General features: G+C 61.4%; 15 protein-coding genes and 1 pseudogene. 7 read left to right on the top strand and 9 right to left on the bottom strand.

Going from position 1 to position 15965, the window contains the following annotated elements; genetic code table 11:
* The first annotated feature begins 103 nt into the window (after positions 1 to 103).
* Positions 104 to 652 carry a glycosyltransferase gene (locus tag ABIA42_RS21055; RefSeq protein ID WP_370157197.1) on the top strand — a complete coding sequence of 183 codons (549 nt, stop codon included), beginning with the start codon at positions 104 to 106 and terminating at the stop codon, positions 650 to 652.
* Positions 653 to 675: 23 nt separating this feature from the next.
* Here the strand turns inward: ABIA42_RS21055 and ABIA42_RS21060 are convergent, their stop codons facing one another.
* From ABIA42_RS21060 to ABIA42_RS21070, 3 genes are all read right to left on the bottom strand, one after another.
* On the bottom strand, positions 676 to 1797 hold the full coding sequence (locus ABIA42_RS21060) for a hypothetical protein (protein WP_370121609.1): 1122 nt from the start codon (positions 1795 to 1797) through the stop codon (positions 676 to 678).
* The gene (locus ABIA42_RS21065) at positions 1797 to 2195 is read right to left on the bottom strand and encodes a hypothetical protein (protein WP_370121606.1); all 399 of its coding nucleotides are present in this window, start codon (positions 2193 to 2195) and stop codon (positions 1797 to 1799) included. Before ABIA42_RS21065 ends, ABIA42_RS21060 begins: the two co-directional genes overlap by 1 nt.
* Positions 2196 to 2314: 119 nt before the next feature.
* Positions 2315 to 4888 (bottom strand): M10 family metallopeptidase C-terminal domain-containing protein, encoded by a 2574-nt coding sequence (locus tag ABIA42_RS21070; protein WP_370121603.1) that lies wholly within the window; start codon positions 4886 to 4888, stop codon positions 2315 to 2317.
* A 194-nt stretch (positions 4889 to 5082) separates the two neighbouring features.
* On the opposite strand from ABIA42_RS21070, the gene ABIA42_RS21075 reads away from it, so the two are divergent.
* The 3 genes from ABIA42_RS21075 to ABIA42_RS21085 all read left to right on the top strand — a co-directional run bounded on the left by ABIA42_RS21075 (position 5083) and on the right by ABIA42_RS21085 (position 8119).
* Complete coding sequence (locus ABIA42_RS21075; RefSeq protein WP_370124021.1) at positions 5083 to 5388, top strand: hypothetical protein; 306 nt, start codon at positions 5083 to 5085, stop codon at positions 5386 to 5388.
* 131 nt (positions 5389 to 5519) lie between these two features.
* Complete coding sequence (locus tag ABIA42_RS21080) at positions 5520 to 6713, top strand: CaiB/BaiF CoA transferase family protein (RefSeq protein WP_370121600.1); 1194 nt, start codon at positions 5520 to 5522, stop codon at positions 6711 to 6713.
* Between the two features lie 65 nt (positions 6714 to 6778).
* Entirely contained in the window at positions 6779 to 8119 is a 1341-nt protein-coding gene (locus ABIA42_RS21085) for an O-antigen ligase family protein (RefSeq protein ID WP_370121598.1), read from the top strand.
* Here the strand turns inward: ABIA42_RS21085 and ABIA42_RS21090 are convergent.
* Positions 8090 to 9285, bottom strand: a protein-coding gene (locus ABIA42_RS21090) for an IS3 family transposase (protein WP_370121595.1) whose coding sequence is annotated in 2 segments (ribosomal slippage) — positions 8090 to 9033 and positions 9033 to 9285 — 1197 coding nt in all. Because the reading frame shifts where the segments join, the coding sequence is not laid out codon by codon here. The genes ABIA42_RS21085 and ABIA42_RS21090 overlap by 30 nt on opposite strands.
* A 173-nt stretch (positions 9286 to 9458) precedes the next feature.
* Here ABIA42_RS21090 and ABIA42_RS21095 point away from each other — a divergent pair.
* Together ABIA42_RS21095 and ABIA42_RS21100 are read left to right on the top strand one after the other, a co-directional pair.
* Positions 9459 to 9704 (top strand): hypothetical protein, encoded by a 246-nt coding sequence (locus ABIA42_RS21095; RefSeq protein WP_370121593.1) that lies wholly within the window; start codon positions 9459 to 9461, stop codon positions 9702 to 9704.
* A gap of 148 nt (positions 9705 to 9852) precedes the next feature.
* Positions 9853 to 10281 (top strand): annotated as a pseudogene (locus tag ABIA42_RS21100) (CoA transferase); the annotation flags it as partial.
* Positions 10282 to 10347: 66 nt separating this feature from the next.
* Here ABIA42_RS21100 and ABIA42_RS21105 read toward each other — a convergent pair.
* The 5 genes from ABIA42_RS21105 to ABIA42_RS21125 form a co-directional block, all read right to left on the bottom strand.
* The gene (locus tag ABIA42_RS21105; protein ID WP_370157158.1) at positions 10348 to 11220 is read right to left on the bottom strand and encodes an outer membrane protein; all 873 of its coding nucleotides are present in this window, start codon (positions 11218 to 11220) and stop codon (positions 10348 to 10350) included.
* Positions 11221 to 11371: 151 nt separating this feature from the next.
* On the bottom strand, positions 11372 to 12889 hold the full coding sequence (locus tag ABIA42_RS21110) for a tripartite tricarboxylate transporter permease (protein ID WP_370121587.1): 1518 nt from the start codon (positions 12887 to 12889) through the stop codon (positions 11372 to 11374).
* Positions 12890 to 12902: 13 nt separating this feature from the next.
* Positions 12903 to 13445, bottom strand: coding sequence for a tripartite tricarboxylate transporter TctB family protein (locus ABIA42_RS21115; protein ID WP_370121584.1), 543 nt, complete (start codon positions 13443 to 13445; stop codon positions 12903 to 12905).
* Positions 13446 to 13505: 60 nt separating this feature from the next.
* A complete protein-coding gene (locus ABIA42_RS21120) occupies positions 13506 to 14486 on the bottom strand; it encodes a tripartite tricarboxylate transporter substrate binding protein (RefSeq protein ID WP_370124018.1) in 981 nt (326 codons plus the stop codon).
* 425 nt (positions 14487 to 14911) lie between these two features.
* Complete coding sequence (locus ABIA42_RS21125) at positions 14912 to 15187, bottom strand: hypothetical protein (protein ID WP_370157160.1); 276 nt, start codon at positions 15185 to 15187, stop codon at positions 14912 to 14914.
* 202 nt (positions 15188 to 15389) lie between these two features.
* Here ABIA42_RS21125 and ABIA42_RS21130 point away from each other — a divergent pair, with 202 nt between their 5' ends.
* A complete protein-coding gene (locus ABIA42_RS21130; RefSeq protein WP_370121579.1) occupies positions 15390 to 15911 on the top strand; it encodes an ATP-dependent endonuclease in 522 nt (173 codons plus the stop codon).
* Positions 15912 to 15965: the final 54 nt, after the last annotated feature.

Here is a 15965-nt window from a genome sequence, read left to right on the forward strand (position 1 = left end):
GTCTGCATCCCGTTCTCGCCGTCGCTCTACGTGGCGCGGTCAGGCGCGACCGGCGAGGCCGAGGGACGAGCGATCCTCAAGAAGCACGGCATCGAAACCGGCTATCTGTTCTATCCGGCGCAATTCTGGTCGCACAAGAACCATGGCGACCATCCTGCTTGCGATGCGCCTGCTCAGGGATCAGGGCGAGAAGCACACGCTGGTGCTGTGCGGCTCCGATCCCGGCGCACGCGCCGCGTTCGAGGCGCTGCTCGCGCAGCACGGTCTCGGCGATGCCGTGCGCATGCTGGGCTTCGTCCCTTCCGCGGAGCTTGGCGCCCCCTACCGCGGCGCCAACGCGCTCGTCATGGCCACCTATTTCGGCCCCACCAATCTGCCGCCGCTGGAGGCGTGGGCAGTCGGCACGCCGGTGATCTATCCGGAAGCCTTCAAGGCGCAGGCCGGCGATGCGGCCGTCCTGTTCGACTACGACGATCCCGCGCCTCGCTCGCAAAGGCGATCATCAAGGCAGGTTCGGCCGAAGAGCGCACCCGGCTGGCCATCGCGTAAGCAAAGGCTTGCCTACTTCGACGAGCGGATCGAGGAAGGGCATCGGCAACTCGCCCGGCACCTGATGCGGCTGAGATATCGCCGTTACCCTCAGATCTACTGACAATCCGGGCGACGCCGGAGCCTTCAGTTCGGCACGGCCGCCAGCACACGTGCGCGCACCCGCGCCATGAGCAGCGGGCTCGCCAGAGCGGCAACGGCAGCGAGCCAGATCCCGCACTCCGCCAGGAAGCGTTGCAGCCCCGTTCCCGGCACCGTGGCGTGGATCGCCAGTCCAAGCCCCCACCCGCCGAGCATGATCGCAACCATGACCGCGATCAGGACCAGCATGTGACGGAGCGGATGGGCGAGTGTCTGGCGCATGATCACCAGCGTCAGGATTCCGACCTGGGTCAGGAGGTCGCTCGCCACGATCGCGATCGCGGCGCCGAGGGGCCCGAGCCGGGGGATCAGCAAGGCCGAGAGGATCAGGAACGCGATCAATTGCAGCCCCTTGGTCCGGACCAGGAGATCCCCGCGGTTGCTGTGATTGGCGAAGACGAACGCCATCAGCGAGGGCGCGACGACGGCGGAGCCGAGCAGCAGGGTCACGGTAAGCGTGGCATCGTTCGGAATGCGGCCATGCGTCCAGAGCGCGAAGAAATCCGACCAGAACGGCAACAGGCCGGCGACGATCAGGCTGGCCATGGCGGTGACGAACACCGACCCATGGGCATAGAGTCCGCGCAGCCGCACCTTGTCGCCGATCGCGCGATCGTTGCCGAGCTCCGCGCCGATCGGCAGCGTGATCTGGATGCAGACGCCCCTCTCGAAGCTCGCGATCACGCGGATCAGGCCCCATTGCGCCACCGCGACGCGATCGGCGACCATCGCGCTGACCAGCAGCATCGGCGCGTTGGCTAGCGCGAGCTCGGTGAGGTTGGCAATGGAGAAGGGAAAGGCGAACCCGAACTGTCCGGCTCTCCAGCGCCAGGATGGCGATATTGCCGATCGGTTCCGGCGCAGGAACGGCAACTGCCGCGGCGCATCATAGGCAATCAGGAAGAGCGCGAACAGGATCTGCGCCGCGACGTAGGCGGTAGCCACCGCGAGCAGGCTGCCGAACCAGGCGATGGCAACGAGCTGCCCGATCTGGCCAAGTAGAAGTGCAACGTTCTGCGACCACACGGCCCGACCGTACTTGCCACGTGCGCGATAGAGACCGGAAACCAGATTGACTGGCAAGGCGAACAGCGCTCCAGCCGTCATCACGAGCATCGCGCGGCGTCAAAATTTGGTGTCGCCTGAAATCCGAGCACCGGCGACGGCGGGAAAAATTCGATGCTCAGGAACAAAAATGCCCCTGATGCCAAGACAACCCGCACATAGATCTGCAGCATGTCTGCGAAATAGCTTGACGTCCGTCCATCACAATCGACGCTGGATTTGAAGGCAAGAAATCGATTGAGCGCACGGGCCTGTAGTCCGGCATCGGCGACGACTAGAAGGGAGCTGGCCGAATAAATGGCAAGCCAAGCCGCCAGCACGTCAACGGTCCAAAAATGCAGGAAAGCGGGAATCAGAAGCAGCTGCTGCGTCAAGCCAAGCAGGATCTGAACCAGACTCGCGGACCAGCCGTGGATGAGCCGGTGAAGACGGCCAGTCATGTTCGCTGACTTCTCAACTGGGGCCCCAATGACCTGACTCAAGAACCGTCAGCTGACGAGCATTGGGTAAGGACCATCTAACTATTCATCATATCTATGAGTGAACGACATCGAAGACTTCAAATAAGATGGAAGTGGTCCATCGGATCGACAAACCGAGCCGCAGGACCGGTATCGGCATGTTTTGTTCCCTCGACCGATTTCAGGACAGACTCCTCAATACTCCTTACGAACGAATCCTGCACCGCGTAAAAGAACGACGTGAGGTCGCCAGACGCCGGCTCGACCCTGCTGATCATACCTCCTCCTTCCCGGAGCACTGCTCGAAAAGCGAAATCGTCGCCGACCGCTCCTTGACCGGTAGAGGCTGCGGCGATCGTCCCGTCTCCATTCAGATCCTGATGGAGAACGGATTCATACGATTGCAGCGTCGGACTCGTGCCTGAGACAACGGAGGTAAGGCTGGAGACGTAATTTCCGTTGCTATCGGTACTCCACACCACGTACTGGTCGGCGCTGCCGCTTTTCCAAACGACGTCGTAGCCAGATCCTGTCTGCTCCGCACCGATCGGTACATAAGACCCACACTGTCCAACTGTGATCGCCGCGCCGCCAGACTTGAGTGAGGGGCCGGCGCCACCCGTGTAGAGGTAATAATTGGACCCAATCTGCGAAAGCGTGGTGGAGCCCGCCGACTCGATCGCGGTGGTGGTCGGCGCTGCACCAACGGTCCCGTCCCCATTCAGATCCTGATGGAGAACGGCTTCATACGATTGTAGTGTCGCACTCGTGCCTGAAACAACGGAGGTAAGGCTGGAGACATAGTTTCCATTGCTATCGGTACCCCACACCACGTACTGGTCGGCGCTGCCGTTCTTCCAAACGACGTCGTAGCCGGACCCCGTCTGCTCCGCACCGATCGGTGCATAAGCCCCGCACTGTCCGACCGTGATCGCCGCACCTCCAGACTTGAGCGAGAGGCCGATGCCGCCCGTGTAGAGGTAATAGTTGGATCCAACCTGCGAAAGCGTGGTGGAGCCTGCCGACTCGATCGCGGTCGTGGTCGCCGTTACGCCAACAGTCCCGTCGCCATTCAGATCCTGATGGAGAACGGCTTCATACGATTGTAGTGTCGCACTCGTGCCTGAAACAACGCCGGTAAGGCTGGAGACGTAATTCCCGTTGCTATCGGTACTCCACACCACGTACTGGTCGGCGCTGCCATTCCTCCATACGACGTCGTAGCCAGATCCCGTCTGCTCCGCACCGATCGGTACATAAGATCCGCACTGTCCAACCGCGATCGCAGCACCTCCAGATTTGAGAGTTGGGCCAGTGCCAGTCGAAATAGAGTCCAGATAGTAATAACCTCCCCATTGCACGAGTTCGACGGAGCCAAAAGCTTCGATCGCGACCGGCGGGCTAGCAAGCGTAGTGCTCGATACCGTGCCATCGGCGAACCGGAAATTTTCAACGCCCGACACGGTATCGGTGCCGTCGGGCGTACCGGAGCGCAGGTCGACCAGCGTGAAAACCTGCGTGGTCGAGTTGTAGCTGATTCCGTAATTCGCCTTGTTGCCGGAGTACACCGCGGTATCGGTGCCGGAGCCGCCGACGATAGTGTCGTTGCCGCCGCCGCCCGTGATGGTGTCGCCGCCGCCGGCGCCGTTGAGGGCGTTCGCGATCGCGTTGCCGATGATCGTGTCGTTACCCGAGCCGCCGATGGCGTTGTCGATGTAGGCGCGGGCGTCGTTGTTGTAGAGATAGGCGTTGTAGACGTTGCCGGACGCGTAATGGCCGTCGCCGAGATAGGCCAGCTGCACGGAGGAGAACAGCGACGAGGCACCGGGGTTGAGATTGATGCTCAGGCTCGTCGTGTAGTTCGACAGATCATAGGTGTCGACGCCGCCACCGTCCCAGACGGTCTCGTAGATGCGATTGGCCGACCCGCCGACGCCTCCGCCCGGCGCGAGCTGCCCGACGCCGTTGACGAACTCCTGCCCTGTGGTCGGATTCCAGGTGTAGACGGTGTTGCTGCTCTGGGTCGTGTAGTCCGCGCCGTACATCGTCTGGAGCGCGAGGATATCGTTGGCCATGTAGGTCTGAGGATATCCGTACGCTTCGTTGGTGTAACCGCTCGTGGTCGAAGCGCCGACATAGCTGCGATAGCTCATGACGGTGTATTCGCTGTCGTCATGCGCGCTCGGCACCGCGACGTTGGCGGGGCCGCCAGTCTCCTGGCTGTGCTTGAGGCCCACGGCATGGCCGAGCTCGTGCAGCGCCGTGGTGAAGTAGTAATTGCCGAGCTTGGCCAACGAGAAATTGTACTGATTGCCGAACCAGATGTCGCCACCGGACGCATAATTGCCGGGGTAGTAGGCGTAGGCAGTCGGATTGGCCGCCGGCGACTGCGCGATCATGATATCGGCGCCGTTCGTGCCCGCGTACTGGATGTCGGCGTTGGTGTAGCTGAGGATCAGTCCGATTGCGTAGTTGATCGCCCCCTGGATTTGGCTGGGCACCGAGGCAAAACCCGAGGTGGTCGGCTCACTGCTGCCGCCAGTGTACGAATTGGCGTAGTCGCCGGGCGAGTCGGGAAAGCTGTAAGTGATCGTGCCCGACCATTTGTAGCCCGACAGCAGGCCGTCGATCTCGGCGTTGTTGGTCTTGGTGACCGTGACAGCGGTGGCCAAAGAGAAGCTCCGAAACAGCAAGCCCCGTCCTATTCGAGGCGTTAACGGATCATTCTAGCTAGAGAGCTGAACGTTTGGTTTAAATTTGGCGAGCCCGCCCGGACCCCTGCCATAATACACCGTTAGCCATGGAATCCCGTAATCATACGGGCGCGAACAGGAACTCGCGCAGCGTCCGTCATCGGCAGGGTTTCATGAGACGACGTTCACACTCAGCCGGCCTGTTTGGAGCCCTTATAATGCTCGCCGGGCTCGATCACATCGCCCTCGGAGGACTGCCCGTCATGGTGGAAAAGGCCAACGCGGATGACAACGGCAAGGCAGGACGACGCACCCGCTCCATGCCAATGGCCCGCGATCCTGCCGTCGCGGTGGCGGAGGAATACGAAGCCGCCCGCCGGAAGGGAACGCGGGAGGCCTTCGAGCTCTTCATTGCGCGGCACGGCGATGATCCCTTGGCCGAGCAGGCGCGCGCGGAATTGAATCGCCTGTCGCGCTGAACCCTCTACGCACCGCAGCAAAGCCGCGTCAGGCATGGCATTTCGGCAGGCGGCATCCGCATTGGACCAGGGTTGCCGCAAGGGCTTTCGGCACTATGGTAGGCCCGCAATCTGTCCCGGAGCCTCTCAAGATGCCCTTTCCGCATGCCTCGGAAGCCCTGTCGCGCTTCACCGTGCTCGATCTGACCCGCGTCCGTTCCGGGCCCACCTGCGTGCGGCAGCTCGCGGACTGGGGCGCCAATGTCGTCAAGATCGACGCGCTGACCGAGGACGCCGGCGGCGAGCAGCCGGGCGGCCCCCGGCGGGGTTCCGACTTCCAGAATTTGCACCGCAACAAGCGGGCGATGACGCTGAACCTGAAGGACGAACGCGGGCTCGCCGTATTCAAGCGCCTGGCCACCAAAGCCGACGTCGTGGTCGAGAATTTCCGGCCCGACGTGAAGAAGAAGCTCGGCATCGACTATGACAGTCTCGCCGCAATCAACCCGCGCATCGTCTATGGCAGCATCTCCGGCTTCGGCCAGGACGGCCCCTACCATAAGCGCCCCGGTTTCGATCAGATCGCGCAAGGCATGGGCGGGCTGATGTCGATCACCGGCGCGCCGGGCGGAGGCCCGATGCGGGTCGGCATTCCCGTCGCCGACCTCACCGCCGGCCTGTTCTGCGCCATGGGCATCCTCACCGCACTGCTCGAACGCGAGGTCTCCGGCAAGGGCCAGTGGGTGCAGACCTCGCTGCTCCAGGCCCAGATCTTCATGCTCGACTTCCAGGCGGCGCGCTGGCTGATGGAGAAGGAGGTCGCCAGGCAGGCCGGCAACAACCATCCGACCAGCATTCCGACCGGCGTGTTCAAGACCTGCGACGGCTACATCAATATCGCGACCACCGGCGGGCGGATCTGGGAGCGTTGCGCGCAGGCGATCGGTGCGCCGGAGCTCTTTGGCCATCCCGACTATGCGACGGCCCCTGCCCGCTCCAAGAACCGTGATGCCCTCAACGCCGAGATCGAGAAGCGCACCGTGACGAAGTCGACCGAGACCTGGGTCCGCGAGCTCAACGAGGCCGGCGTGCCCTGCGGTCCCATTTATGCCATCGACCAGATGTTCGAGGACGCGCAGGTGAAGCATCTCGGCATTGCGCAGGACGTGCCGAACGACGAGGGCCGCCATATCCGCCTGGTCGGCCAGCCCATGACGCTGTCGCGCACGCCGAGCAGGATGGTGGCGCGGCCACCGGAATTCGGCGAGCAGACCGACGAGGTGCTGAAAGAGTTCGGGTTCGGTGCGGACGAGATTGCCAAACTAAGAGAAGCCCGCGTCCTCTAAGGCGTACTGCCTTTCCAGTTACATGTTGGATATCGAAAACCCGGACTTGCGCTGCTTGAGACAAAATGGAAAACAAGTTTAGTAGGATCACCGTCGACGCGAAACCGGCAGGCGGCGTGCGAAATTGGTGGCTGGCTCTATCGAGTTCGGTAATAGCGAGCGATATTCTCGCCATTATCACCGTGGCCTCGCTGCCGTGGTCCACAACCATTACCTCTCTATTCAGCGCACTTTGGGCACTCAGTGTGTGTCCGCGAATACATATCAAAGAGCTCCTTGATACAGTTAGCCGTTCCAGAACTAGCTTTGCAGTGGGGCTGTTTATACTCGCGTTGGCAGGCACTCTGTGGGCGACTGACGTCCCCTGGACCGCTCGACTGCGCGGTGTAAATCCCACGGTAAAATTTCTTATAATGCCGATTCTAATATACCATATCCAAAGGTCATCGCGCGCGATCTGGATACTTTCCGCATTCCTTGCGTCGTGCACCGTCCTCTTAATCTTGTCTTCAGTCACAGCTGCTGCGCCAACCCTCACTTGGACTGCAAGTTTGCAGCCCGGCATCCCTGTGAAAAACTATATCGATCAAAGCCAATCGTTTGCTTTATGCGCCGTCGTTTTGGCGTGGCCGATCCTTGAGTTAATCAGATCTCAAAGAGTCAGTCTGGCGATCCTTCTGCTGGCATTATCGATCGCCTTTCTTCTGAATCTATCCTTCGTTGTACTTGCCCGAACAGCTCTAGTATATGTTCCTATAATGCTCTTCTTTTTTGCAGTGTTCTATCTACCACGCTCGACATTCTACGGAGCAATTGTCTGTTTTCTCTTCTTAGCTGGATCTGCTTGGCTTGGCTCTTCTACACTTCGAGACAGGACGAACAGCATCTTGCTCGAATATTCAAAATACGGCGTAAGCAATGAGATAACGTCGGCCGGTATGCGGTTAGAGTTTTGGCGCAAGTCTCTCGCTTCTTTTCGAGAGGCTCCAGTTCTTGGACATGGCACAGGATCAGTGCAGATGGTGTTCGATCGCGCCGCCCAAGGCCAAACCGGCCTTGCAGCACAAACTATCAGTAACCCACACAATCAAACTCTTAGTGTCGCGGTACAATGGGGGGTGATCGGCTGTACAATCTTGTTCACAATGTGGCTTGGCCAGCTGACCCTCTTTCGCGGGCCAGGATTCTATCCATGGCTTGGCTTCATCGTCATCGTACAAAACATAGTTAGCTCTTTGTTCAATTCGCATTTATTCGATTTTGTGCCAGGCTGGATATACGTGATTGGCGTTAGTCTCGCAGCAGGCATGATTTTGCAGCGATTCGATGAGACCTCTCAGATCTTCGATGGCAAGAACTGGTCTGAGCCCCGCGCTTCATCCAGCAATGGAAAGAGTCCTGGTTGAATATGAGCCCAAGGGGCTCGGTGAAGCAACGGGGCGGGGCGCGGAGCCCTCGGCATAGCGCGGCGTCCCATCCCGTTGCGGCCCAAGAGCGTTGCGTTTGGCGTATTCGGTCGGCGTGAGGTTGCCCAAGGCGCTGTGCGGCCGGGCGTTGTTGTAGTCGTCTTTCCAGGCCGCCAGCACGGCTCGCGCCTGTGCGAGCGAAGTGAACAGCGTATCATTGAGAAGTTCATCGCGCAGGCGGGCGTTAAAGCTCTCGATGAAGGCATTCTGGGTCGGTTTGCCGGGCGCGATGTAGTGCCACTCGATCTGCCTTTCCTGGCTGAAGCGCAGCACGGCCATGCCGGTCAGCTCGGTGCCGTTGTCGGACAGGCACATCGCTGGCCGGCCGCGCCAGGCAATGATGACATCGAGCTCGCGTGTGACCCGCAGGCCCGGCAGCGAAGTATCGGCGACGAGCGCCAGGCAATCGCGGGTGAAGTCGTCGACCACAGCCAGAATCCGGAACCGTCGGCCATCGGCGAACGCATCCGACAGAAAGTCGAGACTCCAGCGCTGGTTGGCGCCTTGCGGGATCGCCATTGGCGCCCTGGTGCCGAGCGCCCGTTTACGGCCGCCACGCCGGCGGACTTGCAGCCGTTCCTCGCGATACAGACGTCGGAACTTCTTGTGATTCATGACCAGCCCTTCGCGGCGCATCAGCACCAGCAGACGACGGTAGCCGAACCGGCGGCGGATCGCCGCCAGTTCGCGCAGGCGGGCGCGTACGGCCGCATCATCGGCTCGCCCGTTGCGATAGCGCACCGATGTGCGATCTGCCCCCAAGGCTTTGCACGCCCGCCGTTCGCTCACCTCGAAGGTGGTCCGCAGATGAGCGACGGCCTCTCGCCTCGCGGCGGGCGTCACCATTTTTTTGACGCAACGTCCTTGAGCATGGCGTTGTCGAGCATTGCCTCGGCCAGGAGCTTCTTCAGCTTGGCGTTCTCGTCCTCCAATGCCTTCAGCCGCTTGGCATCGGATACCTCCAGGCCACCGTACTTGGCCTTCCATTTGTAGAACGTTGCGCTCGAGATCCCGTGTTTGCGGCAGACATCAGCCGTCGCCACACCCGCCTCCTGCTCCCGCAAAATCCCAATGATCTGCTCTTCCGTGAACCGACTTGGCTTCATGGTCCATCTCCTCAGAGGTGACGGACTCTACCCATTCTTGGAGGAGTTTGCGGGGCGCAGACCAGGGTTGTATCCGGGCACCCAAAGGGCGTCAGTATTACCGGAACGGCGCCAATCTCCCTGCTTTCTTGACTGTCGCAAATTTGAAGCCTTTTGTCGGTGAAGATCTCCTTATGATAGCCGGCCAGATCGAGTTCCGCACCAAGCAAGGCACTAGGGCGTTTGGTTACACGCCAAACTTCCTCCGAAAGGTCTGCGACGTCTTTGCGCGCGCCCAAGATGCCGGGCTCCTAAAGGCTACTCAGCGCACAATTGCGAACCGCGCCGGAGCTGTCGCCAAGCAGCTCGAACGTTCGGATATGATGCGCCTCATTGATGAAGCTGCGGATTATCACGAAACTCGCGAGGCAGAGGTGTAGCATCCGGGGAGTGTTGTCGGCGCGAAGAATGGCTCTTAAGCCCTTTACCCGAGGTTACGCTCTTCCAAGCTAGCAAGCTACTTGCCCTTCCAGACCGGCACCCGCTTGTTGACGACAGCGTCCGTCTTCGCCACCACGCGCGCGGGCGATCTGGGAGCGCTGTGCGCAGGCGATCGGCGCGCCGGAGCTCTTTGGCCATCCCGACTACGCGACAGCCCCTGCCCGCTCCAAGAACCGTGATGCGCTCAACGCCGAGATCGAGAAGCGCACCGTGACGAAGTCGACCGAGACCTGGGTCCGCGAACTCAACGAGGCCGGCGTGCCCTGCGGTCCCATCTATGCCATCGACCAGATGTTCAAGGACGCGCAGGTGAAGCATCTCGGCATTGCGCAGGACGTGCCGAACGACGAGGGCCGTCATATCCGCCTGGTCGGCCAGCCCGTGACGCTGTCGCGCACGCCGAGCAGGATGGTGGCGCGGCCACCGGAATTCGGCGAGCAGACCGACGAGGTGCTGAAAGAGTTCGGTTTCGGCGCCGACGAGATTGCGGGGCTCAGGGACGCCAAGGTGGTGTGACCCAGGTCGCAAACGACAATGCCCGGCAAGATTGCCGGGCATCGAAGGCCGTTCGCGCTGGACAGCTCAGTATTTTGCAACGACCGGCGTTGGAGTGAACGCATAGTTGAACCCGGCGCGCAGCACGTGATCGTGGAAGCTCACGTCTGCCTGGTTGGCGGTGCCCGCGAAGTAAGTCTTACTCCCGAAATCCATGTAGAGATATTCGAGCTTGGCCGACCAATTCCGGGTGAACTTGCGTTCGACGCCCGCGCCCACCGTCCAGCCAACCCGGGTGTCAGTGCTAGTTGCCCCAGCCCCGATCGGAAAGCTGAAACCGCCGAGCGGAGTCGTGCCGCCGAGACCCGGCCCGAAGACCTGGATTCCAAGCGCGGTCGCGGACGAATATTTGAACTGGCCCACGGCGAGACCACCGGTCGCGTACCAGAGAGTCTGCGGATCCGACAGGACACCGACGCGCCCGCGGAATGTCGCGAACCACTGCAGGTCGTAGGAGAGATTTGCGGTGAGCGTCGCAATGGAGTTGAAGTCGGTGCCGAATGGGAGACCGATGATATTCGAACCGTAGCGCGCGCTCGTCGTGGTCACCGTCCGCGACGACCGCTCGCCGGTCGCCTGAATGTCGCCCTCGAGGCCGACGACCCATTTCGGATCCACCTGCCAGTTGTAGCCCAGCTGACCTCCGGCCAGCCAACCGTCGACGTTCTGGCCAAACGCGCTGAATTGTGTGGCCGGGAACGGCGGTGCGATCGGCGCCACAGTCGTCTCCGCCCTGCCCCAGCTGTATCCGGCGTTCAATCCGGCGTAAAAGCCCGTCCAACTCCAGACCGGATCGACGACGGCCGGAGCCTTCACGTAAGGTTTCGATGCCAGATCAGCTGCCAATGCGCTGGTCGCGACCAGCGATGCCACCACAACTCCCGTCACAATCTGCTTCATTGCAATGCCCCGTGAAAAACAAGAAATCCACGAGCAGCATAGGCGCCAGGGCTAGTTCAGGCTGTCGCGCGACAGCAACATTTGGGAACAACCACTGGGCGTCAGCGACCGGACTATGGCGACACAATAAAACTACGACACAGATCACCTTTCATTGCGTCGCCGTTTTGTCCCGCTGCCGCCAGCCGACACGGCCGAGCAAGCCGTCGATCATCGGCCAGAACAGCAGCACGATCGCCAGCGTCGTGATCGAGCCGACCAGACCGTTCGACCAGAACACCTTGAGGTCGCCGCCGGCGCCAATCATCGACAGGCGAAAGGCATCCTCGGCGCGGTTGCCCAGCACGAGCGCGAGGGTGAACGGCGCCAGCGGAATGCCGATCTTCTTGAAGACGTAGCCGACGAGGCCGAAGCCGAGCATCAGCCAGATGTCGAACATCGCGTTCTGGATCGCATAGGCGCCGATCGCGCAAGACACCACGATCATCGGCGCCACTGCGGCAAACGGCACCCGCAGGATCGAGGCGAAGATCGGCACCGTCGTCAGCACCAGCACGAGGCCGACGACGTTGCCGAGATACATCGAGGCGATCAGGCCCCAGACGAAATCCTTGTGCTCGACGAACAGCAGTGGCCCCGGATTGAGCCCCCACACCATCAGGCCGCCGAGCAGGATCGCCGCGGTGCCCGAGCCGGGAATGCCGAGCGCCAGCATCGGCAGCAGGGCCGAGGTGCCGGAGGCATGCGCCGCCGTCTCCGGCGCGAACACGCCCTCGATGCGGCCCTTGCCGAAGCTTTCGGGCTCCTTGGCGAAGCGCTTGGCGAGATTGTAGCCCATGAAGGAGGCCGCGATCGCGCCGCCGGGGGTGATGCCGAGCCAGCAGCCGATGAAGGAGGAGCGCAGCAGCGTCATCCAGTATTTCGGCAGGTCCTTCCAGACGCTGAGCACGACGCGGAGCGAAATGCCCGCCGCATGCCCCCGCAGCGCCAGCCGCTCCTCCATCGTCAGCAGGATCTCGCTGATGCCGAACAGGCCGATGACGGCGACCAGGAAGTTGATGCCGCGAAGCAGCTCCGGCGAGCCGAAGGTCATGCGGAGATTGCCGGACACGGTATCCATGCCGATGCCGGCGAGCAGCAGCCCCAGCGACATCGAGATGACCGTCTTGTGCTTGGCTTCGCGGCCGAGGCCGACGAAGGAGCAGAAGGTTAGGAGATAGACCGCGAAGAACTCCGGCGGGCCGAACTTCAGCGCGAAGGACGAGATCATCGGCGCGAGGAAAGTGATCAGCAGCACGGCGACCAGCGAGCCGATGAAGGAGGAGGTGAACGCTGCGGTCAGCGCCTCCGCCGCCCGGCCCTGCTGCGCCATCGGATAACCGTCGAAGGTGGTCGCGACCGACCAGGCTTCGCCCGGGATGTTGAACAGGATCGAGGTGATGGCACCGCCGAACAGCGCACCCCAATAGATGCAGGACAGCATCACGATCGCCGAGGTCGGGTCCATCGTGAAGGTGAGCGGCAACAGGATCGCGACGCCATTGGGGCCGCCGAGCCCCGGCAGCACGCCGACGAAGATGCCGAGCACGAGCCCGACCATCATCAGCACGAGCGTCTTCCACGTCAGCAGGACGGCAAAACCGTGTAGCAGGAGCCCGAAAGCTTCCATCGCGCGGGCCCGCCTAGCGGCCGAGGGCCGCTTCGAGCGGCCCTTTCGGCATGATGACGTCGAAGGCGACGTCGAAGGTGACGAACATGATCGCCGTGAACACGAAGGCGGTGAGCAGCGACTTCCACAGCGCGATCTTGCCGACGAGACGCATGAAGCCCGCGATCAGGAGGAAGCTCGCGACATAGAGGCCGAGGAACTGTGTTGCCGCGCAGAACAGCAGCGTCGGCACGAACACTGCCATCACGCGGCGGGCCTGCGCCCGCGTGACGAAGGTCTCACGCGCCGCGCGCCGCGCGAGGAGCGCCGTGATCAGGCCGTAGAGGCTGCCGCCACCGAGGATGATGGCGAGGTAGAACGGGAAATAGCCCGGCTCCGGCCCGGTCGCATCCCAGGACGCGCCGGTACGCCAATTGTCGCAGCCGAGCGTGGCGGCGAGCGCGAGCAGCAGGAGACAGACGACGATCTCGATCGTGCCGGAAGAGACGACGGAGGGGGAGGCGTCTTCAGGCGCGGTCGGATCGTCGACGACGATTTCAAGTTCGGTTTGGGACATGGTGAGCAGATGCTGTGGCCGATCACCTCTCCCCGCTTGCGGGGGCGAGGCGAAGACCAGCTACTTCGCGATGAAACCGGCTTCCGTCATCAGCGACTTGTTCAGCGCATCGTCCTCCTCGAGGAACTGCAGCATGTCCTTGCCGGTGAGGAAGATCGGCTTCAGCGCCTGCTTCTCCATGTACTCCTTGTATTCCGTGGTCTGCGTCACCTTGTGGAACAGATCGACATAGAACGCCTGCTGTTCCGGCGTCACCTTGCCGGGCAGGAACATCGCGCGCAGCATCAGATACTGCACGTCGACGCCCTCCTCCTTGCAGGTCGGGATGTCGGCCCAGGACTGCGTCTCCGTCACCTTCGTCGTGTAGGAGATGCGTTCCTTGTCGAACACGCAGAGCGGACGCACCTGGCCCGCGCGCCAGACTTCCAGATTTTCAGACGGATTGTTGACGTTGGCTTCGGTGTGCTTGCCGACCAGTTGGGTCGCGGCCTCGCCGCCGGACTTGTAGGGCAGATAGGAGAATTTCGCGCCGGTCTTCTGCTCCAGGAACACGGTCAGCACGTGGTCCTCGCGCTTGGAGCCGGTGCCGCCCATCTTGAACGGCGCGCTCGCGGCTTTCGCGGCTGCGACGAACTCCTTCACCGTCTTGGGACCGGCGCTGTTGTCCCAGAGCACGAACTGGTCAAGCGCGACCACGGAAACCGGCGTCAGCTCACGCCAGTTGAACGGGATCTTGGCCGACAGCGGCAGCATGTAGATCAGCGAATAGGCGATCAGCACCTTGTTCGGGTCGCCCTCGCTGGATTTCATGTACATCAGCGCTTCCGCGCCTGAGGCGCCGCCCTTGAGCGAGACGACCATCGGCTGCTTCATCAGATTGTTCTTCTGGATCGCGGCCTGCATCATCCGCGCCATCTGGTCGGAGGCGCCGCCCGCGCCCGCGGCCACCACGATCTCGACGGGCTTCGTCGGTTCCCAGCCGGCGAGGGCTGGCGTACTCAACAACAGCGCCGCCGCGGCGCCGACGGCTTTCAATGGAATTCGCACGAGTTTCGCCCCCTGATGTTTTTTGAGTTGTAGTGCGGAAGAATTCTATCCCTGCATAGTGCGGACTAAAGCTGACGAGTGCAAGCAGCCCGGCAATTCGGCGCCTATGACTTTTAATCACGGGGTCGTGGGTTCGAGCCCCAGCGCGCTCACCAAAAACCACATCAAAAGCAGGCACTTAGAATCCCACCTTCGAAAAGCACTCCACAAAGTTTACAACCGACGAGCCGAAGTTTACAAACCGCGTTCGGATTACGTTCGCCCATCTAGATCATGGCAATTGGCTAGCGACGGTCAGTGATCACCGGAGAAGGTTCGCGCTAAGCGCGTACGGTACATTTTCCTCAGCTTCGGGTCCTCGGCCGGTCTGGGCGCGCTCTAGACTGTGCTCACGGTCTTTCCGTGCACCAGTGGGCAGCCTACCCACCAACAGTGAAACGGGGATAACGCCCTTGTCTGTCGGCTGCCCCGTCCTTCTTACGCCGGTAACGACCGACCTCATCCCAAAAGTCCATTTCCTTGTTGCAGCCGACGACGTTGTTATGAAGTGGGAGCATAGCCACTTGGTCCTCGGCACCATCGGAGCGAACCTTGGTCACCATCAATAAGACGCGACCACGCTCCCCGGCATTGACCGAGAGTCTAAACCCCTCTTCAAGCAGCGGCTTTATGATGTCGTGCAGCCTCACCTTCATCCTCGCCCTAGCCTCCATCCGAGTGTCGGAAGAGTCGCCGAGAAGGCTGCAAGGAGCAACAAATTCCGGATCACGCTTCGCTTGGCGGTCGGACCGGGTGCGAGTTATGAAGCTGTTCAAGAGACGGGGCACCGAGAACCAAACGCCTGAACAGGCGAACTTCTGACTTTCAGGACCGATTATTTGATTTGAAACGCAGATTATGTCGATCATTCGCAAAATCGAGATCACGAATTTCAGGTGCCTGAAGAGCTTTAGCTGGGAGCCGCAGCCCGGGATCAACGGACTTATTGGGCCTGGCGACAGCGGCAAATCCACAATTCTCGACGCTATAGACTATTGCCTGGGCGCGCGGCGCAACCTGCAGCTTGCTGACACCGACTTTCACTGCCTCGACGTCTCTCAGCCCATTAATATCACTATCACGCTAGGCAAACTGGATGACGCATTGAAAGGCATCGAGGCCTACGGCCCCTTCTTGCGTGGCTTTGACGCGACGACAGGTCAACTCGCCGAAGAGCCGGAGGCATCGCTTGAGACTGCTCTCACCTTGCAGATGATCGTAGCATCCGATCTGGAACCGCGGTGGACGCTGGTTTCCGCGCGCGGCCGCACAGGGGCTAACCCGCAATCTGGGCTGGCAGGACCGTGTGAAGATTGCACCGACACGGCTTGGAGCATTTTCGGACTACAATCTGAGCTGGCGCAGAGGATCAATCCTTAACCGCCTATCCGAGGAGCGGCCCGACTCGTCAGCCGCACTTGTTGCGGCGGCAAG

The sequence above is a fragment of the Bradyrhizobium sp. USDA 327 genome, assembly GCF_041262065.1.
GTDB lineage: Bacteria > Pseudomonadota > Alphaproteobacteria > Rhizobiales > Xanthobacteraceae > Bradyrhizobium > Bradyrhizobium liaoningense.

Coding starts and splice junctions, on each gene's coding strand:
- ABIA42_RS21060 (WP_370121609.1), bottom strand. CDS start 1,797: ATGACGGCTGGAGCGCTGTTCGCCTTGCCAGTCAATCTGGTTTCCGGT.
- ABIA42_RS21065 (WP_370121606.1), bottom strand. CDS start 2,195: ATGACTGGCCGTCTTCACCGGCTCATCCACGGCTGGTCCGCGAGTCTG.
- ABIA42_RS21075 (WP_370124021.1), top strand. CDS start 5,083: ATGAGACGACGTTCACACTCAGCCGGCCTGTTTGGAGCCCTTATAATG.
- ABIA42_RS21080 (WP_370121600.1), top strand. CDS start 5,520: ATGCCCTTTCCGCATGCCTCGGAAGCCCTGTCGCGCTTCACCGTGCTC.
- ABIA42_RS21085 (WP_370121598.1), top strand. CDS start 6,779: ATGGAAAACAAGTTTAGTAGGATCACCGTCGACGCGAAACCGGCAGGC.
- ABIA42_RS21095 (WP_370121593.1), top strand. CDS start 9,459: ATGATAGCCGGCCAGATCGAGTTCCGCACCAAGCAAGGCACTAGGGCG.
- ABIA42_RS21105 (WP_370157158.1), bottom strand. CDS start 11,220: ATGAAGCAGATTGTGACGGGAGTTGTGGTGGCATCGCTGGTCGCGACC.
- ABIA42_RS21110 (WP_370121587.1), bottom strand. CDS start 12,889: ATGGAAGCTTTCGGGCTCCTGCTACACGGTTTTGCCGTCCTGCTGACG.
- ABIA42_RS21115 (WP_370121584.1), bottom strand. CDS start 13,445: ATGTCCCAAACCGAACTTGAAATCGTCGTCGACGATCCGACCGCGCCT.
- ABIA42_RS21125 (WP_370157160.1), bottom strand. CDS start 15,187: ATGAAGGTGAGGCTGCACGACATCATAAAGCCGCTGCTTGAAGAGGGG.
- ABIA42_RS21130 (WP_370121579.1), top strand. CDS start 15,390: ATGTCGATCATTCGCAAAATCGAGATCACGAATTTCAGGTGCCTGAAG.